This is a genomic window from Cytophaga hutchinsonii ATCC 33406, from assembly GCF_000014145.1.
GTDB classification, from domain to species: domain Bacteria; phylum Bacteroidota; class Bacteroidia; order Cytophagales; family Cytophagaceae; genus Cytophaga; species Cytophaga hutchinsonii.
In genome coordinates, this window is sequence record NC_008255.1 from 3,014,579 (window position 1) to 3,031,480 (window position 16,902).

The window sequence follows — 16,902 nt, forward strand, 5'->3', positions numbered from 1 at the left end:
GGAGTAAAAAAAATAGTCACGCTACATGTAGCGTGACTATTTTTTTTACTCCGTACATGTGATTCATATTCCTAAATAAACGATGTTCAATACTCTGTACTCAATACTTGGTACTTTGTACTGCAAAAGCTTTCTTCAGTAAAAAAGGTGTTGAGAAAGTCGTTAGAATTCCCATTAATACCAGGATGGAGAATGTTGCAGAAGATATGTAGCCGCCGCTCAACGCAATGTTTGCAATCACCAGTTCCATAATCCCTCTCCCATTCAAACCAATACCAATGGTTAACGCGCTTCTATCTTTGAAACCTGCAAGCTTCCCTCCTATATACCCGCCAAATATTTTACTAACAAACGACACAATTAATACTGCTGCTAATAAGGTTAAATTATTCAGGGCAGAGATTTGAAATTCCAATCCAATGGTTGCGAAAAAAATCGGGGCTAAAAAACCCATAGCAATTGTTGAGGTACTTTTTTCAACGATATGAAAATTCTCTTTTCCTAATAATTCATGGCTTAACAGCATGGCGCCGAAAAATGCTCCGATAACAAAATGCAGGCCTACCACTTCAGATAAACTTGCAAAAGCAAGAATGAAAACAAAAATAATGGCAAACAACGATTCTTTACTTTTCAGTTTGCCCACAATTCTGTCGATCCGTGTCTTCGTATAATTGCGGTGTTTGGTGAGTTTATCCAAAAGCCTGAATGCAACATATACTGCTGCCATAAATACAATCACTTTAAGCAATGTATAGCCAACAGACAGACCTATCGCACCTAATGGTATGTCATGAATATTTCCCGGAGACGATTTCAAGCTGTCCATTACAATACCCAAAATTGACAATGCAACAACATCGTTAAATATGGCTACTGAAATTATTTTACTCCCGATATCTGTATTCAACTTTCCAAGATCCATTAAGATGCGTACACTGATCGGCAGTGCCGTAATGGAAATACATAAGCTTATGAAAATTGTTTCCACCACATCGAGCTGAAAAACAGCACCGAGCGACAAGCCCATACAGAGCGGGATAAAAAAGCCTGCCAGTGAAATGAAAATGTTTTTTCCGCGCAAGCCTTCAATGATACTTTCTACACTGATTTCCATACCTGCAATGATTACAAGCATAAAAACACCCAATTGAGAAAAAACTTCCAGCTCAGAATTTACATGAATAAGGTTTAGCAGCGAAGGTCCTAATATCACTCCGGCCAGAATCTCTCCCATCATGGAAGGCTGGCCCATACGTTCCATTAATTCCCCCATTACGCGGGCTAATGCTAATAATAATAACAGAACAACAAAAAATGGCAACTCAGCAATTGGCTCCAGCACGATATGTATGTATTAAAAATTAAAAGATATTCTACCCGTCAACATAAATTTCATCAAATAATAAATTAAAAAAGACCTGTTACAAACAAGTCTTTTTTAAAATTACATAACATCCAGGTCTTCATCTATTTCATCTCTCCAGGCTAAAATTCCGCCTTCCAGATTATATAAATTTGTATACCCATGATTACTTTCAAGGAACATGATTGCATTTGCACTGCGTTTACCGCTGCGGCAGTGAATGATCACTTGTTTATCTTTTGAAATTTTATCAACGTTTTGAGGAATTGTACCCAAAGGAATTAATTCGCCTCCTATTTGAGCGGATTCAAATTCAGCAGGCTCACGTACATCAATCAATTGTATATCTGCTTTTGAATCAATCAATGCTTTCAGTTCGCTAACACTTATTTCTTTCATATGAGTCGTATTAATTTATTGGACTAAGTTACCAATTTGTTTTATGTATTCTGAATGAAGTATTATTATTTTTAAGTGAAATTTATTCGGGCTTTTCATCCTTCATGGCTTTCGTTATTTCATTCATTTTTTGAACCTTGTATTCAAAATCCCCTTTTAATTTATTCCGGATCTGATTCAACTGCTGTAAAATAGCATCAATACTATCCGGCAACGCTTCTTCCAAAACTTCGCGCATGCGTTTGGCAAACGTCGGTGATTTTCCGTTGGTTGAAATAGCAATTTTCAGATCACCTTTCTGCACGACAGAACTTAAATAGAAATCACAAAGTTCCGGTGTGTCGGCAACATTTATTAAAATATTTTTTTGTTTGGCATCTATCTGTACCTGCATATTTAACACATGAATACAGGTAGCGGCGATCACCAGATCGGCACCTGTTAGATCGTGCGGATCATATGCTTTATGAAATACTTTTACTGCCGGATATTGTTTTGACCAGGCAATAATTTCTGCACTGATCTCAGGAGCGACAACATGTATGGCCGCAGCAGGACTGCTCTTTAATATTGCACCTACCTTTTCTGTTCCAACAGCACCGCCTCCGATTACAACGATCCGTAATTTATCCAGCCTAAAAAAAACAGGAAAGAGTTCGTTCCCTTTCCCGTTCATTTCTGTTTGTTCCATTGAGTTTGTTTCCATGCGAATAAACAATTAATATTTTATACCGGTCAGCTTTCTTTTTCCGGCCCTACAATCTTCTGTACTTCATCCAGCACATACTCTGGATGCAGACGAACTACTTCACCAATTACAATGACTGCCGGTGATGAAATACCCGATCGTGCAACAATATCAACAATTGTTTCAACCGTACCCAGCACATACGTTTCGTCTGGCATGGTACCGTTATGAATGATTGCAACGGGAAGTTTTGATTTTCCTTCAGCAATAAAGAGTTGAATAATATCGGCAAGTTTGGTCATGCCCATCAACACAACAACAGTGGCATTGGATTTAGCTGCAATCTGTATATCTGCGGAAAGCTGGTGATCGCGGGTAGTACCGGTCAATACCCAAAAACTATCATTCACGCCTCTGCGTGTAAGCGGGATGCGCTGTAGCTCCGGCACAGCAATGCTGCTGGAAATTCCGGGAATTACTTCTGTTGGAATGTTAAATGATTCTACATACAGCAGCTCTTCGTGGCCTCTTCCGAAGATAAACGGATCCCCTCCTTTTAAACGCACGACATGCCCATGCTTCAACGCATACTCTACCAACAACGCATTGATTTCATCCTGCGGAAACTGACATACACCTTTTTTCTTCCCGACAAAAACCTGTATGGCTGTGATCGGTGCAAAGCTCAGAATCTCTTTGTGTATTAACGCATCGTACAAAACTACATCAGCAGACGATAATGCACGCATGCCTTTTAAGGTAATCAATTCCGGATCGCCGGGACCGGCACCTACCAATGTTACCCGTGGTTCATGCATATTTAAACGGTTACAAGCGCAGCCGCTCTGTACGTTTTTATCTGTTGAACGAATTGTTCTGTATCAGCAATGTATTTATCAGCGAACTCTTTTGTCGGTTCATGCTCACTCATGCACAATACCTGGCTTGCAAATGAACCGCCTGCAATTGAGAATTTATTTGTACTTACTAAATGTTTGTCAAAATCATTGATCATAGCAATCTGTGTATTACATGCAACACCTTCGCCTGTTAAGATTGCTTTGGCGCCGCATACATACGTTGCATACGCAGCATAGATTGCATCTGCAGGTGTCGCATTTTGCTGTAAACGCTTAGACCATTTTAATTTTTCTTCCGTATCAAGAATCAATGTACCTACCAGATCAATCATTACACCGGCACATTCACCGACACCAACTTCTGTTACATATTTTTCATCGTGACCTAAATCGATGTAGTCCAGTTCTGTCAACGTTTCCAGATCAGACAACGGTTTTAATAATTTGTAGAAATACATTTTTTCCGCTGCAACCTGTCTTCTGTAATAATCGTTGAAATATTCCCCTTCCGTTGCATTCGTATCGTAGTCTGTTAAGATTTCACGAACAGCCTCTACACAACGTCTTGTAGGAAGTTTAAGAATTTTATCTGCAATCGTACCTGTGCCGTCCGGCTCCAGACCGCCGCCCAACATTACCTGCATCGCCGGCAATACATTCGTACCATTTTTGATCGACATACCATGGAAACCAATGTTTCCGATTGTATGCTGGCCGCACGCATTCATACAGCCACTGATTTTTATTTTAATATTTTTGTTGAATACGGTATCCGGAAATTCTTCCAGCAGCATTTTTTCAATTTCAACAGAAAGTCCTGTGCTGCTTGAAATACCAAGGTTACAGGTATCTGTACCCGGGCAAGCTGTAATATCGGCCATACTGTCAAAGCCCGGTTCAGCCAATCCGATTTCGTTTAATTCATTAAACAATGCTGGAAGTGCTTCTTTCTTTACAAACTTTAATAACCAGCCCTGGTTAACTGTGATGCGGACATCATCCGATGCATATTTTTTTACAATAGCAGCAAACACGCGTGCCTTGTCACTTTTCAAATCACCCAGGTGTTGTTTTAACTGAACACCAAAATACCCTTTTTGTTTTTGTTCAAATACATTTGCTTTAACAAAACGTTCAAACTTAACAGCATCTACCGGCGTTGCTTCCGTGAATGAAGTTACCGCAGGAAGAATGATTTCATCTACACGATTGCGGTCGATAACAACCGATTTATCTTTAATCGCGATACGTTCTTTCGCAACGTGCTCCATGAACGCTTCAACGCCGATACCATTTACTAAATATTTCAAACGCGCTTTATGACGTTTTGAACGTTCGCCAAAGCGGTCAAACACACGGATGACAGCTGTAGAGAAAGGAATCAGCTGATCTTCTTCCAGGAATTCGTGTACGTTATGCGCAACAAATGGCTGTGCACCCAAACCGCCTGCCAATAAAACTTTAAAACCTCTTACTTCTTTACCGTTTACCGTTTTCACACGCGGAATAAAACCAAGATCGTGAATGAAACCGAACGCAGTATCCGCTTCTGAGGTTGAAAATGATATTTTAAATTTACGGCCCATATCCTGACAGATCGGGTTACGTAAAAAATATTCGAACATGCTGTGTGCATACGGCGAAACATCAAACGGTTCGTTTGGATCAACACCGGCAGTATACGATGCCGTAATATTCCGAACCGCGTTACCGCAGGCTTCGCGAAGCGTTACACCAACTTCTTCCAGTTCATTCCAAACCAATGGGGCATTTTCAAGCTTCACATAGTGAAGCTGTATATCCTGGCGCGTTGTTAAATGCAGATTGCTTGAACCATATTTATCAGAAATATCAGCAATACGAATGATCTGATCTGTTGTAACTTTTCCGTATGGTAATTTAATACGAATCATTTGAACACCTTCCTGACGCTGGCCATAAACACCACGCGTTAAACGGAAAGAACGAAACTTTTCTGAATCAATCGTATTATCACGAAACCCTTTAATTTTCGTACTCAATTCAACAATATCTGCTTGCGCTGCCGCAGACACTTGAGGAGCAAAATTAAAACCTGCCGTTTCCTGTGTGTTATTACTCATAATGTATTGAAATTTCTTGATTTTGGGCCTGTATTGTACTCCTGAAAAGGAAAGTAACAGATGAATAGTTCAAATTTAATAAATATTTTACAAAAATAGATATTATCAAAATTTTATTTTAATTTTGTGGTAGTTAAACCCATTAAAACAAATTTAATTCCGTTTTATTTACAAATAGCAAATAATCGAATATGATCTTTCCCTCATGTTAAAACTATATTCGGCATAATACAGAATAACTGAAATAAAATTGGGAATTAGACACGTTTATCTTGTTTAATTTAAAACCGAAAAGCGATTCAATCTATATCACATTTCATACGATCCTTCATTATGGAAATCGAATTAAATCTTTTAAATAAAGCCTATCATTTTGAAGCAAAAAATGAACAGGGCAATGCTATATCCATAGATGCATCTCCGGCTATCGGAGGTGAGAACAACGGGCCGCGCCCGATGGAATTATTGATCATGGGCCTTGGCGGATGCAGCGGAATTGATGTATTAAGCATTCTGCGCAAACAGAAAATTGAACCGGAAGCTTTTCAGATCAAATTACATGCAGATCGTGAAAAAGATGCAATCCCTTCTTTGTTCACAGACATTATTGTTGAATTTATCTTCAAAGGCGACATCGATCCGGTTAAAGCAGAACGTGCGGTTAAATTGTCAATGGATAAATATTGTTCCGTAGCAAAAACGCTTGAAAAATCAGCGAACATAACCTATAAAATAACTGTCAATTAATTTTTTATTTTCCAATCTGGAAATAAAAAATTAAATACATCATTTAGCAGAACATCATTCATCATGGAATATACAAATTTCGAAACACTGGCCATCCGTACACAAACAGAAAGAAGTCAAAACAGAGAGCATAGTGCTCCGATTTACATGACCTCCAGTTTTGTATTTGAAGACGCAGAACAGGCAAGAGCCATGTTTGCTGATGAAGTAGGTGGAAATTTATATACCCGTTTTTCAAACCCGAACAATTCGGAATTCATTGAAAAAATGTGCCTGATGGAAGGCGCTGAAGATGGCTTTGCTACTGCTTCAGGCATGTCTGCCGTATTTTCAAGTATGGCACCGTTTCTCAACTCGGGCGATCATATTTTATTATGCAAATCTGTATTCGGATCAAGCTTGCAGATCGTAACACAGATATTTCCAAAATGGGGTATTGAATATACCTTTGCTCCGATTGACAAACCTGAAACATGGGAAAGCCTGATCAAACCAAATACAAAAATGGTTATGATCGAAACACCTTCAAATCCCGCGCTTGATTTAATTGATCTTGAATGGCTTTCTTCTTTGTGTAAAAAACACAAGATCTTACTAAATGTTGACAATTGTTTTGCAACACCATATTTGCAGAATCCAATTAAGTTAGGTGCTGATATTGTTACACATTCTGCTACTAAGTTTATTGACGGCCAGGGACGTGCCATCGGTGGTATCATCTTAGCATCCAAAGAACTGATCAAACAGGTACGTTTCTTTTGCAGACATACCGGACCGGCTCTGTCTCCCTTTAATTCCTGGATTTTTTCTAAAAGCCTTGAAACACTTGCTGTACGTATGGACAGACATTGTGAAAATGCATTGAAGCTTGCAACATTTTTAGAACAGCATCCGGATGTAGAGCTTGTGAAATATCCGTTTTTACCAAGCCATCCGCAATATCAATTAGCCAAAAAACAAATGCGTGCAGGCGGCGGTATTGTTACATTCATTATTAAAGGCGGTGTTGACAGAGGGCGTAAATTTCTGAATGCAACAGAAATGGCTTCTCATTCTGCAAACCTGGGTGATACACGCACTATTGTTACACACCCGGCATCTACGACACATTCAAAATTATCGGATGCAGACAGAGAGTCTGTAGGAATCTTCCCCGGCACGATCCGTATCTCTGTTGGGCTTGAACATTCGGATGATATAATCGCAGAAATCAGACAGGCATTGGAAAATTCCAAATAATATCCTTAATTTCGGGAATGGCTGACATTAAAAAAACGGTTTTTTCCATCCTTGAAAAAGATCCTAAAACCTCAGAGTTTGGTTGGATAGCAATGATTGTCAACTTTTCAATCGTTGCGTTAGTATTCTCAAACATCTTTGCCGTTATCATACAAACAGAAAAAAGTATCGCAACAAAATACGATACTTTTTTTTCGTTATTAGAAACCGTGTCTGTTGTCTTTTTTACAATCGAATACCTGCTTCGTGTCTGGATTTCAAACCTGCATAAAAGATTCAGCCACGTTGTCTGGGGACGGTTTAAATACACATTAACCCCGATCGCGATCGTTGATCTGTTGGCAATACTTCCGTTTTATTTAAACCTGTTATTTCCGATTGATTTCAGATTCATAACCATTCTGAGGTTCTTCCGGTTATTGCGGATCTTCAAACTAAGAAGATATTCGCAGGCGCTAAACACCTTATGGAAAGTTATTGTAGATAAAAAAGAAGAACTGGTTATAACTTTTGTAACCATACTGGGCCTGCTGATAGTTTCTGCTTCTTTAATGTATTATATTGAACGCACATCGCAACCTGAGTTATTCTCCAGTATACCTGCAACCATGTGGTGGAGTGTTTCAACATTAACAACCGTAGGTTATGGAGACATAGTGCCGATAACATCTTTTGGCAAATTACTTTCAGCCTGCATAGCTATGTTGGGTATTGCCATGTTTGCTTTGCCAGCCGCGCTGCTTTCCTCGGGCTTTACAGAACAGATAAAAAAACAACGCATAAAAAATACTATTCATACCTGTCCGCACTGTCAGGGAAAAATTAACGGAAAAGATTTATTCAATGATTAAAAAAGCAGCTCTATTCGCATCCATCATCGCCATATTATACATCTTATGGCTTTTTGTTATTATCAGCATTGATTTATCCAAAATCCAGACGGGGTTTAATATTCCATTGGTATTTAACAGCCTGCTCATCGGTATTCCGCTATACATCGGATTGTTATCCATTCGAAAACATGCATACAGCAATGAGATCAATTTTGCCCAGGCATTTTATGCAGGAATCACTATTTCTGTTTTCGCTGCGTTGTTGGTATTAATTCTGCTGGCATTGTGTGAAGTGGCAGGCATACTTATCCCCGATCTGATCGAAGATGCAATAAATCTACGGATACCGGAATTAATAAAAGAAAAGAAATCGCAGGCTGAAATTGATCAGTTCATTGCCAACGTAAAAGAACCCTATGTATATGCATTGGGCAATGGTATTCAGGTATTAATGATCTCTGCATTCTCTTCTACTATCCTGTCCTTATTCGTTCGTAATAAAGACACTTTCAATGAAAATAAATAACCGTAAACGAATATGAAGAAAATACTTATTATCACAAGCATTTTTATGAGCGCATCCTTTATCTCTTGTGCGCAGGTAGGAAAGATCAAAATTCCTTCATCCATTAAAAAAGCAACTGAATCAGCTGGCTTATCAGAAACAGACATTGCAAATGCCTTGAAAGAAGCATTAACAAAAGGGGCTAAGATGGCTGCAGATTCTCTGAATAAAACAGATGGGTATTATAAAAATCCGTTGTTAAAAATTCCTTTCCCGCCAGAATTGGCTAAGATGGAAAGTTCATTACGCAGCATCGGGCTAGGCGGAGAAATTGATAAATTTATTTTATCCATGAACCGTTCTGCAGAAAATGCTGCGATTGAATCCGCTCCTATTTTCACAAATGCCATTACGAAAATGTCTTTCGCTGATGCCAAGTCAATCCTACAGGGTTCGGATACAGCAGCAACAAGTTATTTAAGAAAATCAACGTATGACTCGTTATACCGTGTATTTACACCGCACATAAAAAAAGCATTGGACAACAATCTGGTAGCCTCGCAATGGGCAAACCTTACAACGAGATACAACAAACTGCCTACTACTAAAACAAAAGTGAACACCGACATCGTTGGCTTCACAACAGGCAGAGCGTTAAAAGGTTTATTTGTAAAGGTTGCAGAAGAAGAAGGTAAAATCCGTAACGATGCCAGTGCACGTACAAGCGACTTGTTAAAAAAAGTTTTCGGATCACAATCTAAATAATCTGTTCAAAGCATTACATAAAAAGGCTATCCGGTTATGATCGGATAGCCTTTACTATTTCATGCAATTCATCAAGCGAGTCTTCGCGGTGATTGTGATACAAATTCAGGTGAAAGTTATCCAGCTTTGTAAGCAACGCTGCAAGCTGATATGTTTCCTTTTCTGTTAATGCATCAAAAAGCACATCACTTATCTGGTGCATGTAGGGATAACACTTTTGAAGCATTTTTTTACCCTTCGCTGTAATTTCAATAGCTGTAGAACGCTTATCATCCGGATAATGCTTTTCTTTTACCAGTCCAAGATTAATTAATCGTTTTATGATCTCTATGCCGGTTGTATATTCTGTAACGTGCTTATCAATCAATTGCTTTTTTGTTACAATTCCCAATTCTTTGAGATTATTCAGATATACAAAATCTTCGAGTGTCTTGAATTCCAGTTCCACTAAATTCTTTTTAGAATAAAAGATTGACATCTTATACAGCCTGTTTAAAGCACCGCCCAGCACCCTTCCCTTTGGATGTGTTTCGGTAAACAATGGCTTTGGCTGTTCTGTAACCTCTTGACCCAATAAATAATTCTTACAGAAATCCTGTATCTCAGCTTTGGGATTCTCCTTCTCAAAAGCATGCCACAGATTAACCAATTCAACTACTTTATCTGACATAGTACAAAATTACTATGTTTTTGTTACATTTTTAAATAATTTATAATGTTTTTGTTGTTTATCAAACTACATCACTTAAATTTGATCCATGGTAATTGCAGAATTAAAAAATGCTTCGAAAGAATATCAGATGGGAGACCAGACCATTACGGCGCTCCAATCAACAAATTTCAAAGTAAACGATGGAGAACTTCTCCTGATCATCGGGCCTTCCGGCTCAGGCAAAACAACCCTGCTATCCCTGATCGGTTGTGTTATCTACCCAAGTAAAGGTGAACTTACCGTAGATAATGAACATGTGAATGGTATGAGCCAAAGCCAGATGGCCAGGCTTAGACTGAACACAATTGGTTTTGTATTCCAGAATTTCAACCTTATAGCTCCGTTAAATGCATTTGACAATGTGATCCTTCCCTTGCAATTGCAGGGAGTAGCTTCAGGTGAGGCCAAAGAACGCACAGAGAAAGCACTGGAAAAAGTAGGTATGCTGGATCGTAAAAAGAATTTACCCAAACAGCTATCCGGGGGGCAGCAACAACGCATCGCCATTGCACGTGCGCTTGTAACAAATCCTAAAATTATTTTATGTGATGAACCCACAGCATCGCTGGATAAAGATTCGGTAAGTGTAGTAATGAATGAATTAAAGTCGCTGGCAGAAAACGGGAAAGCTGTTGTGGTTGTTACACACGACCCGCGTTTAAAAGAATATGCACACCGGATTGTTGAAGTAAAAAATGGAACGGTTACAGAACTAACAGATTTAAATCAAAACTTATGATACATAAAATTACAGTTGTCGGATTGGCGTTAACAGTATTTGCCTGCGGAGCAGATAAAAAAGAAGCTGCACAATTAAATAAAATCGATTCAATTACAATCAAAGAAGTAACAGGTATTGCCAATGTTGAACCGCTTCAACGTATTCTTACCCTTACGCCTGAAACAAACGGGATCATAAAAAAAATCAACATTGAGATCAATCAAAAAGTACAGAAAGGCGACATCCTTTTTGTGCTGGATAATGAAACGGAACTGGCTCAGTTACATCAGTCAGAATCGAAACTGGCAACACAACTCTCTGTAATCGAAAAAAATAAAGCCGCATTAAAAACAGCTGAAACAAATCTGAGCAATGCTAAAACAAATATCAGCCGTTCTAAAAATTTATTCGAATCAAACGCCATTACGAAAAAGCAATGGGAAGATGAACAGCTGAATTTTGAAACAAAGAACTTACAGGCTGCATCTGCACAGGCTGACCTGCAGCAGGCACAAAAACGTCTGGCTGAATTAAAATCTGATGTAGAATATTACCAGACAATTTTAAGTAAAAAAACTATTAAAGCGCCGTTAAACGGCACCATCCTTTCTGTAGATACAAAGCTAGGTTCCAATGTAGCAACCTCTACAGCATTATCTGATTTTGCTCCGGACGGCCCTGTTATGGCGATCACAGAAATTGATGAACTGTTTGCAGATAAAATCAAAGTGGGCCAACCGGCGTATGTCAGAGCACAAGGCGACTCTATTGTCCTTGCCAGGGGAAAAGTAATTCTAGCGGCTCCTTACTTAAGAAAAAAATCCTTGTTCTCGGATAAAGCCGATAACCTGGAAGACAGACGTGTGCGCGAAGTACGTGTACAGCTTGACAGCACAGAAACATTGCTGATCGGCAGCCGTGTGGAATGTATCATTGAATTAAAATAACAACCATGTTTTTTACAGCATTAAAATTTATCTGGTTCGACAAACCCAAGTCTATTGGTGCATTGGCCGGTGTAATTATCTCGGTGTTCTTAATCGGGCAGCAGTGCGGGATATTTATTTTCCTTACCAATGCCATGTCAAGCCTGGTTAAAAACAACAGTGCCTACATCTGGGTAACAGATGCTAAAACAACCAATGTAAATGCATTGTCTGCCATTGACATCCGGATCGGAAAAGAAATAGCAAGTGTACCTGGTGTAAAAAAAGTATCTCCGATTGTTATTGCCGGAGGCTCTGCAAAATTTGAAAACGGACAATCCAGCGGCATTACGTTGATCGGTTCTGAAGCACCTTATTTTAAAGGTGGCCCATGGAACCTATACAAAGGAAGCAACGAGATAATGCTGCAGGATGGTGCAATCATTGTTGACTACTTTGACAAAAAAGCATTGGGAGAGGCAAACCTTGGTGATTATTTTGAGATCAACGGAAACAAAGTATACATCGCCGGACAAACAAAAGGCGTCCGTGGATTTGGCGGACCGGCCTATTCGTTCACAACCATTGAGCGTGCACGTGCTCTTACAAAATTTTCCAAAACAAAAGTAAGCGCTTTCCTGGTTGAGTGGGACGACAACGTTACAAAGGATTTTGTGATCCGCAACATTGAACGTAATGTGCGTGGCATCAAAGCCTGGGACAGCGAAAACTTTGCCAATCAAACCATTCTTACCGTTTTAAAATCAAGCGGGATTGCGCTTTCCTTCGGCACGCTCATCATCTTTGCATTGATCACGGGATTTGTAATCATTGGCCTTACGCTGTATTCTTCCGCCATTGACCGGATCAAAGATTACGGAACGTTAAAAGCCATTGGTGCTACAAATGGTTACATCAGAAGGCTGATTATGACACAGGCAGCAATCATTGCGGTAATCGGTTTCATTATCGGTTACGGTTTGGTAACTGCATTTAAAAATGGCATTGCCAATGCAGGTACCATCTTTGATTATCCGTTCTGGCTTAAAGCAACTTTCCTTGGTATTACATTATTCATTGCACTTGGAGGCAGCCTATTTGCCATCAGACGCATTACAAAATTAGAACCTGCACAAGTATTCAGAGGGTAACCGTTATGAAAAATACAGTACGCTATTTATTTATATGTTTATGCGCAGCGTTGCAGCTTTCAGCTGCCGCACAGACAGATTCAAGCATGCAGCTTAGCTTAAAGAAAGCGATAGAGATTGGCTTGAATCAACGTTTCGATATTAAAAATCAGGAGCTGGCCATTCAGATCAGTGAAAGCAACCGGCTAAAAACACAAAGTAAAAACCTTCCGCAGGTGAACGCGAGTATTGATTTCAGATACAATGCCGTATTGGCGACAAGCCTGCTGCCGCCGGGTGCTATCAACAACAGCACTGAATATACCCCGATCAAATTTGGCACGCCTTACAATACGCTTACGTCTATTACCGCCACACAAAACCTGTTTAATGCAGGCGTATCCGGCGATAAACTTGTAAACGATGCACAAAAAGAATACGATCAGGTAAGTCTTGAAAAATATAAAACAGATGCCAAATCTGCTATCACACAAGCATACTATCAGGTACTGTTGAATCAGGAACAGATTAAACTTACTACAGAAAACGTAGCCAATGCAGAAACGATTGTTAAAAAAGGTGAAAGCGAATATTCAAACGGTACGTTGTTGAAAACAGATCTTTCCCGTTATCAACTGGACTTATCTAATGCAAAAAATCAATTGCAGACAGCAACAACCAATTATGAAAACAGCCTCTTGTTACTTAAGACACAACTGATCTTACCGATAGAAACACCCGTTCAGTTAACAGACAACCTGGAAGGTTTGATTACCAATTCAGACCAACTGGCAAACAACAATGTAACTATTGAACAGCGCTACGAGTACAGAATAGAATCAAGCATGATGCGATTAAACGATATTCAGGCAAAAAGATACAACCGTTCGTATTTACCTTCTGCCTATTTATATGGAAATGCTTCGTTACAGAATCAGAATTCAAAAGTAACATTATTTAACACCGATACCTGGTACCCCTATGTATATGTAGGTATTCATGCGGATATTCCAATCTTTGACGGTATGGAAAAAAGCAGAAACATTGCTGGGTATCGTTTACGCTCGATTCAAAATAAAAACAATCTGGAAAAGCTTTCTTACGAAATTCAAACAGAAGCCATAAACACACGTAATCTGTTGAATACAGCTTACAGCCAATACCAAACATCAAAAGAAAATTATGCACTGGCACAAACCATTATGAAAGTTGATCAGGACCGCTATAAAGAAGGGACACTAACCGCGGCTGCGTTAAAAAATACCGAATACTCGTTACAGAATGCACAGAACAATTATTTAACCAGCATTTATAATGTGCTGATCGCACAGGTGAATTATAAAAAAGCAATGGGAGAACTGTAAGCCGAAGGCGAAAAGCTTAAGGCGGAAGGCTTAAAGCTAAATAAATAGTAAAGTATTGCTAGTAAAGCTAAAAGCGCATTACATAGAAATTATTTCTACGTAATGCGCTTTTAGCTTTAGGCTTTTAGCATTCAGCCTAAAGCTTTAATACCGCATACTCAGCACCGTTATGCCTGCGCCGCCGCTATCAATGTGTTCATCGTTCATTGCAACGATCTGCTTATATTGTTTTAAATGTTCGCGCAGCATTTTGCGTAGTATACCATCTCCTTTTCCGTGCAGAATCCGTGCTTCTTCAATACCCAGAATAAATGCATCGTTAATCCAGCGGTCTGTAAATGCAATGGCTTCTTCGGTCCGCTTGCCGCGCAAATCCAGCTGCATTGAAAATATCTGATGCTTCTGTACCAGATCAACACCACCCGCTTTTGGTCTGCGTTCATCTGTTTTAGCTTTCAACTCTTTTGCAGAAGCACTGCTTAGTTCTGAAAAATGAACCGTAGCTTTCAGATCACCGATAAATAATTCTGCCAGCTTACCTTTCACGGCTTCTATTTTACCTACCGCGCCATTGCTGCGTATACGCACAATATCACCTGTTTTCCAATCGTATCGGATCGATTCATTATCAGCAATGTTTATTTCAGGTTCCAGTTCTTTTTCCAATGCCTTTCCTACTTCACGTATTTCCTGACGATGCTTTTGTGCACCGTGTTTATCTTTTGCATTTGAAATGGAACGGATCAGCTCTTCTGCTTTTCCGTCTGCTTTCTGAACAATGCGATATGCTTCTTCCTTCGCTTCAAGCAACAGACGTCTGCGCTTATCCTGTAACTCCGCTAGCTTTTCTTCAAACTCCTTTGAAAGTTTTTCATGTTTTACTTTCAGTTCCCTGCCTGATAAAATCTCTTGTTGAAGCGTTGTACGCTCACGTTCAATGTCTCTTAATAAGGTTGAAAGATCAACCTGTTCCTGATCCAGTTTTGTACGTGCCTGTTCAATAAGTGATTTGGCCAAACCGGATTTCTCTGCAATCTCCAGTGTGAAGGAGCTCCCCGGTACGCCGATATCCAGTATGTATAACGGAATTAATTTGTCTGTATCAAAACGCATGGAACCATTTATCAACCCTTCTGTTTTAGATGCCAATGCTTTTAAGCCTGCATAGTGCGTGGTAATGATACCCATCGACTTGCGCTCGTTCAGTTTCTCAAGTGCAGCTTCAGCAATCGCAGAACCATACATCGGATCTGTACCGCTGCCGAATTCATCGATCAGTAATAAAGTTTTAGCATCTGCATGTTCTAAGAAAAACGTCAGGTTCTTAATGTGCGAACTATAGGTACTCAGATCATTATCCAGCGATTGTGAATCACCGATATCAATAAAGAAATTTTCAAACACGCCGGATACACTGCCCTCCTCTACGGGAATGAGCAGGCCGCATTGCAGCATGTACTGCAGCAAGCCCAGTGTTTTCATACAAACAGACTTACCACCTGCATTCGGACCTGAAAGAAGTAAGATGCGGTTTTGTTCGTCTACCTGAATAGACAACGGCATAACTTCTTTTTTTATCTTTTTATTTTTGAGCCACAATAACGGGTGGCGTGCATTGCGCCATTTAATGAGCGGCCGTTTCTGCAGACCAGGCATCACGCCGTTTACTGAACACGCAAACGTTGCTTTTGCACGGATAAAATCAAACCAGCCGACCAATTGATTTGCTTCAAGCATCACCTCTGCAAACGGACGGATATAATCCGTAAGCTGCATGAGTATGCGCACGATCTCTTTACGTTCACGGATCTCCAGTTCGCGTACGCTGTTGTTGTACGGCAATAAAGATATAGGTTCCATAAAAACCGTTTGTCCCGTACCAGACTCATCGTGAATGATCCCCTGTACTTTACGTTTATATTCTGCCAGTACAGGTAATACCAAACGGCCTGAACGGATTGTTGCTTCGGTATCTTCAACGGTATAGCCTTCTTTTTTAAACACACGCAGCAATCGGTCTACCTCTTTGCGCAGCTTAATTTGTTCTTCCCGGTATTCCTCGCGGATCATGCGTAATTCATCGGAAGCCGTATCACGGATTACACCATGATCATCGATCACGCGGTTGATGGCTTTGAATAACGACGAATCAATTTTAACGGCATTGGCACGTTCCTGCAAACGTACATAAATATCTGTTTCTGTACGTTTGAAAAAAGACTGGCAGGCAATCAATGTTGTTAAAAACAATTTGCATTGTAATAATTCTTCAATCTCCAGGTAATTTCCCTGCACCTGAATTTTATTAGCCAGCAGCGTTATATCAACAAAATCACGATCGGGAAATAACATTCCCGATTCAATAATTTTTTTAAACTCGTCTGTCTCCTGTAATTCTTTTTCGATTGTTGCAATATCATACGAAGGTGTTAACTCTTCCAGCATATTCATCGCGGCCAATCCTTTGCATGTTGTTTTAAGCAATTCACGGATTTGGTCAAATCCTATTTTACTTTCCAGATCAGATGGATATATCATTCAGTTC

Annotated in this window: 16 protein-coding genes; 9 read left to right on the plus strand and 7 right to left on the minus strand. The window is 39.6% G+C overall.

Annotated features, from left to right (window positions below; all coding sequences use genetic code 11):
- Nucleotides 1-100: 100 nt before the first annotated feature.
- The 5 genes from CHU_RS12815 to CHU_RS12835 all read right to left on the minus strand — a co-directional run bounded on the left by CHU_RS12815 (nt 101) and on the right by CHU_RS12835 (nt 5,415).
- On the minus strand, nt 101-1,345 hold the full coding sequence (locus CHU_RS12815) for a cation:proton antiporter (protein ID WP_011585995.1): 1,245 nt from the start codon (nt 1,343-1,345) through the stop codon (nt 101-103).
- A gap of 102 nt (nt 1,346-1,447) precedes the next feature.
- Nucleotides 1,448-1,765, minus strand: coding sequence for a rhodanese-like domain-containing protein (locus tag CHU_RS12820; RefSeq protein WP_011585996.1), 318 nt, complete (start codon nt 1,763-1,765; stop codon nt 1,448-1,450).
- 82 nt (nt 1,766-1,847) lie between these two features.
- Nucleotides 1,848-2,441, minus strand: coding sequence for a precorrin-2 dehydrogenase/sirohydrochlorin ferrochelatase family protein (locus CHU_RS12825; protein WP_011585997.1), 594 nt, complete (start codon nt 2,439-2,441; stop codon nt 1,848-1,850).
- Between the two features lie 59 nt (nt 2,442-2,500).
- On the minus strand, nt 2,501-3,271 hold the full coding sequence (gene cobA / locus CHU_RS12830) for a uroporphyrinogen-III C-methyltransferase (RefSeq protein WP_011585998.1): 771 nt from the start codon (nt 3,269-3,271) through the stop codon (nt 2,501-2,503).
- A gap of 2 nt (nt 3,272-3,273) precedes the next feature.
- Complete coding sequence (locus tag CHU_RS12835; RefSeq protein ID WP_011585999.1) at nt 3,274-5,415, minus strand: nitrite reductase; 2,142 nt, start codon at nt 5,413-5,415, stop codon at nt 3,274-3,276.
- A gap of 333 nt (nt 5,416-5,748) precedes the next feature.
- Here CHU_RS12835 and CHU_RS12840 point away from each other — a divergent pair, with 333 nt between their 5' ends.
- The 5 genes from CHU_RS12840 (at nt 5,749) to CHU_RS12860 (ending at nt 9,504) form a co-directional block, all read left to right on the plus strand.
- Nucleotides 5,749-6,162: an OsmC family protein gene (locus tag CHU_RS12840; RefSeq protein ID WP_011586000.1), complete on the plus strand. Its 414-nt coding sequence runs from the start codon at nt 5,749-5,751 to the stop codon at nt 6,160-6,162.
- Between the two features lie 63 nt (nt 6,163-6,225).
- Nucleotides 6,226-7,401: a trans-sulfuration enzyme family protein gene (locus CHU_RS12845; RefSeq protein ID WP_011586001.1), complete on the plus strand. Its 1,176-nt coding sequence runs from the start codon at nt 6,226-6,228 to the stop codon at nt 7,399-7,401.
- A 17-nt stretch (nt 7,402-7,418) separates the two neighbouring features.
- On the plus strand, nt 7,419-8,252 hold the full coding sequence (locus CHU_RS12850) for an ion transporter (protein ID WP_011586002.1): 834 nt from the start codon (nt 7,419-7,421) through the stop codon (nt 8,250-8,252).
- Nucleotides 8,245-8,760 carry a DUF4199 domain-containing protein gene (locus CHU_RS12855; RefSeq protein WP_011586003.1) on the plus strand — a complete coding sequence of 172 codons (516 nt, stop codon included), beginning with the start codon at nt 8,245-8,247 and terminating at the stop codon, nt 8,758-8,760. The genes CHU_RS12850 and CHU_RS12855 overlap by 8 nt, the downstream gene beginning before the upstream one ends.
- A 12-nt stretch (nt 8,761-8,772) precedes the next feature.
- Nucleotides 8,773-9,504 (plus strand): DUF4197 domain-containing protein, encoded by a 732-nt coding sequence (locus CHU_RS12860; RefSeq protein ID WP_011586004.1) that lies wholly within the window; start codon nt 8,773-8,775, stop codon nt 9,502-9,504.
- Nucleotides 9,505-9,538: 34 nt separating this feature from the next.
- On the opposite strand, the gene CHU_RS12865 is transcribed toward CHU_RS12860, so the two are convergent.
- Nucleotides 9,539-10,174 (minus strand): MarR family winged helix-turn-helix transcriptional regulator, encoded by a 636-nt coding sequence (locus CHU_RS12865; RefSeq protein ID WP_011586005.1) that lies wholly within the window; start codon nt 10,172-10,174, stop codon nt 9,539-9,541.
- A gap of 88 nt (nt 10,175-10,262) precedes the next feature.
- Here CHU_RS12865 and CHU_RS12870 point away from each other — a divergent pair, with 88 nt between their 5' ends.
- From CHU_RS12870 to CHU_RS12885, 4 genes are read left to right on the plus strand one after another with little or no spacing between them, the layout of a single operon-like run.
- On the plus strand, nt 10,263-10,955 hold the full coding sequence (locus tag CHU_RS12870; RefSeq protein ID WP_011586006.1) for an ABC transporter ATP-binding protein: 693 nt from the start codon (nt 10,263-10,265) through the stop codon (nt 10,953-10,955).
- Nucleotides 10,952-11,884 (plus strand): HlyD family secretion protein, encoded by a 933-nt coding sequence (locus CHU_RS12875; RefSeq protein ID WP_011586007.1) that lies wholly within the window; start codon nt 10,952-10,954, stop codon nt 11,882-11,884. Before CHU_RS12870 ends, CHU_RS12875 begins: the two co-directional genes overlap by 4 nt.
- A gap of 5 nt (nt 11,885-11,889) precedes the next feature.
- On the plus strand, nt 11,890-13,014 hold the full coding sequence (locus CHU_RS12880) for an ABC transporter permease (RefSeq protein WP_011586008.1): 1,125 nt from the start codon (nt 11,890-11,892) through the stop codon (nt 13,012-13,014).
- A gap of 5 nt (nt 13,015-13,019) precedes the next feature.
- Complete coding sequence (locus CHU_RS12885; protein ID WP_011586009.1) at nt 13,020-14,357, plus strand: TolC family protein; 1,338 nt, start codon at nt 13,020-13,022, stop codon at nt 14,355-14,357.
- 144 nt (nt 14,358-14,501) lie between these two features.
- Here the strand turns inward: CHU_RS12885 and CHU_RS12890 are convergent, their stop codons facing one another.
- The gene (locus tag CHU_RS12890; RefSeq protein WP_011586010.1) at nt 14,502-16,895 is read right to left on the minus strand and encodes an endonuclease MutS2; all 2,394 of its coding nucleotides are present in this window, start codon (nt 16,893-16,895) and stop codon (nt 14,502-14,504) included.
- Nucleotides 16,896-16,902: the final 7 nt, after the last annotated feature.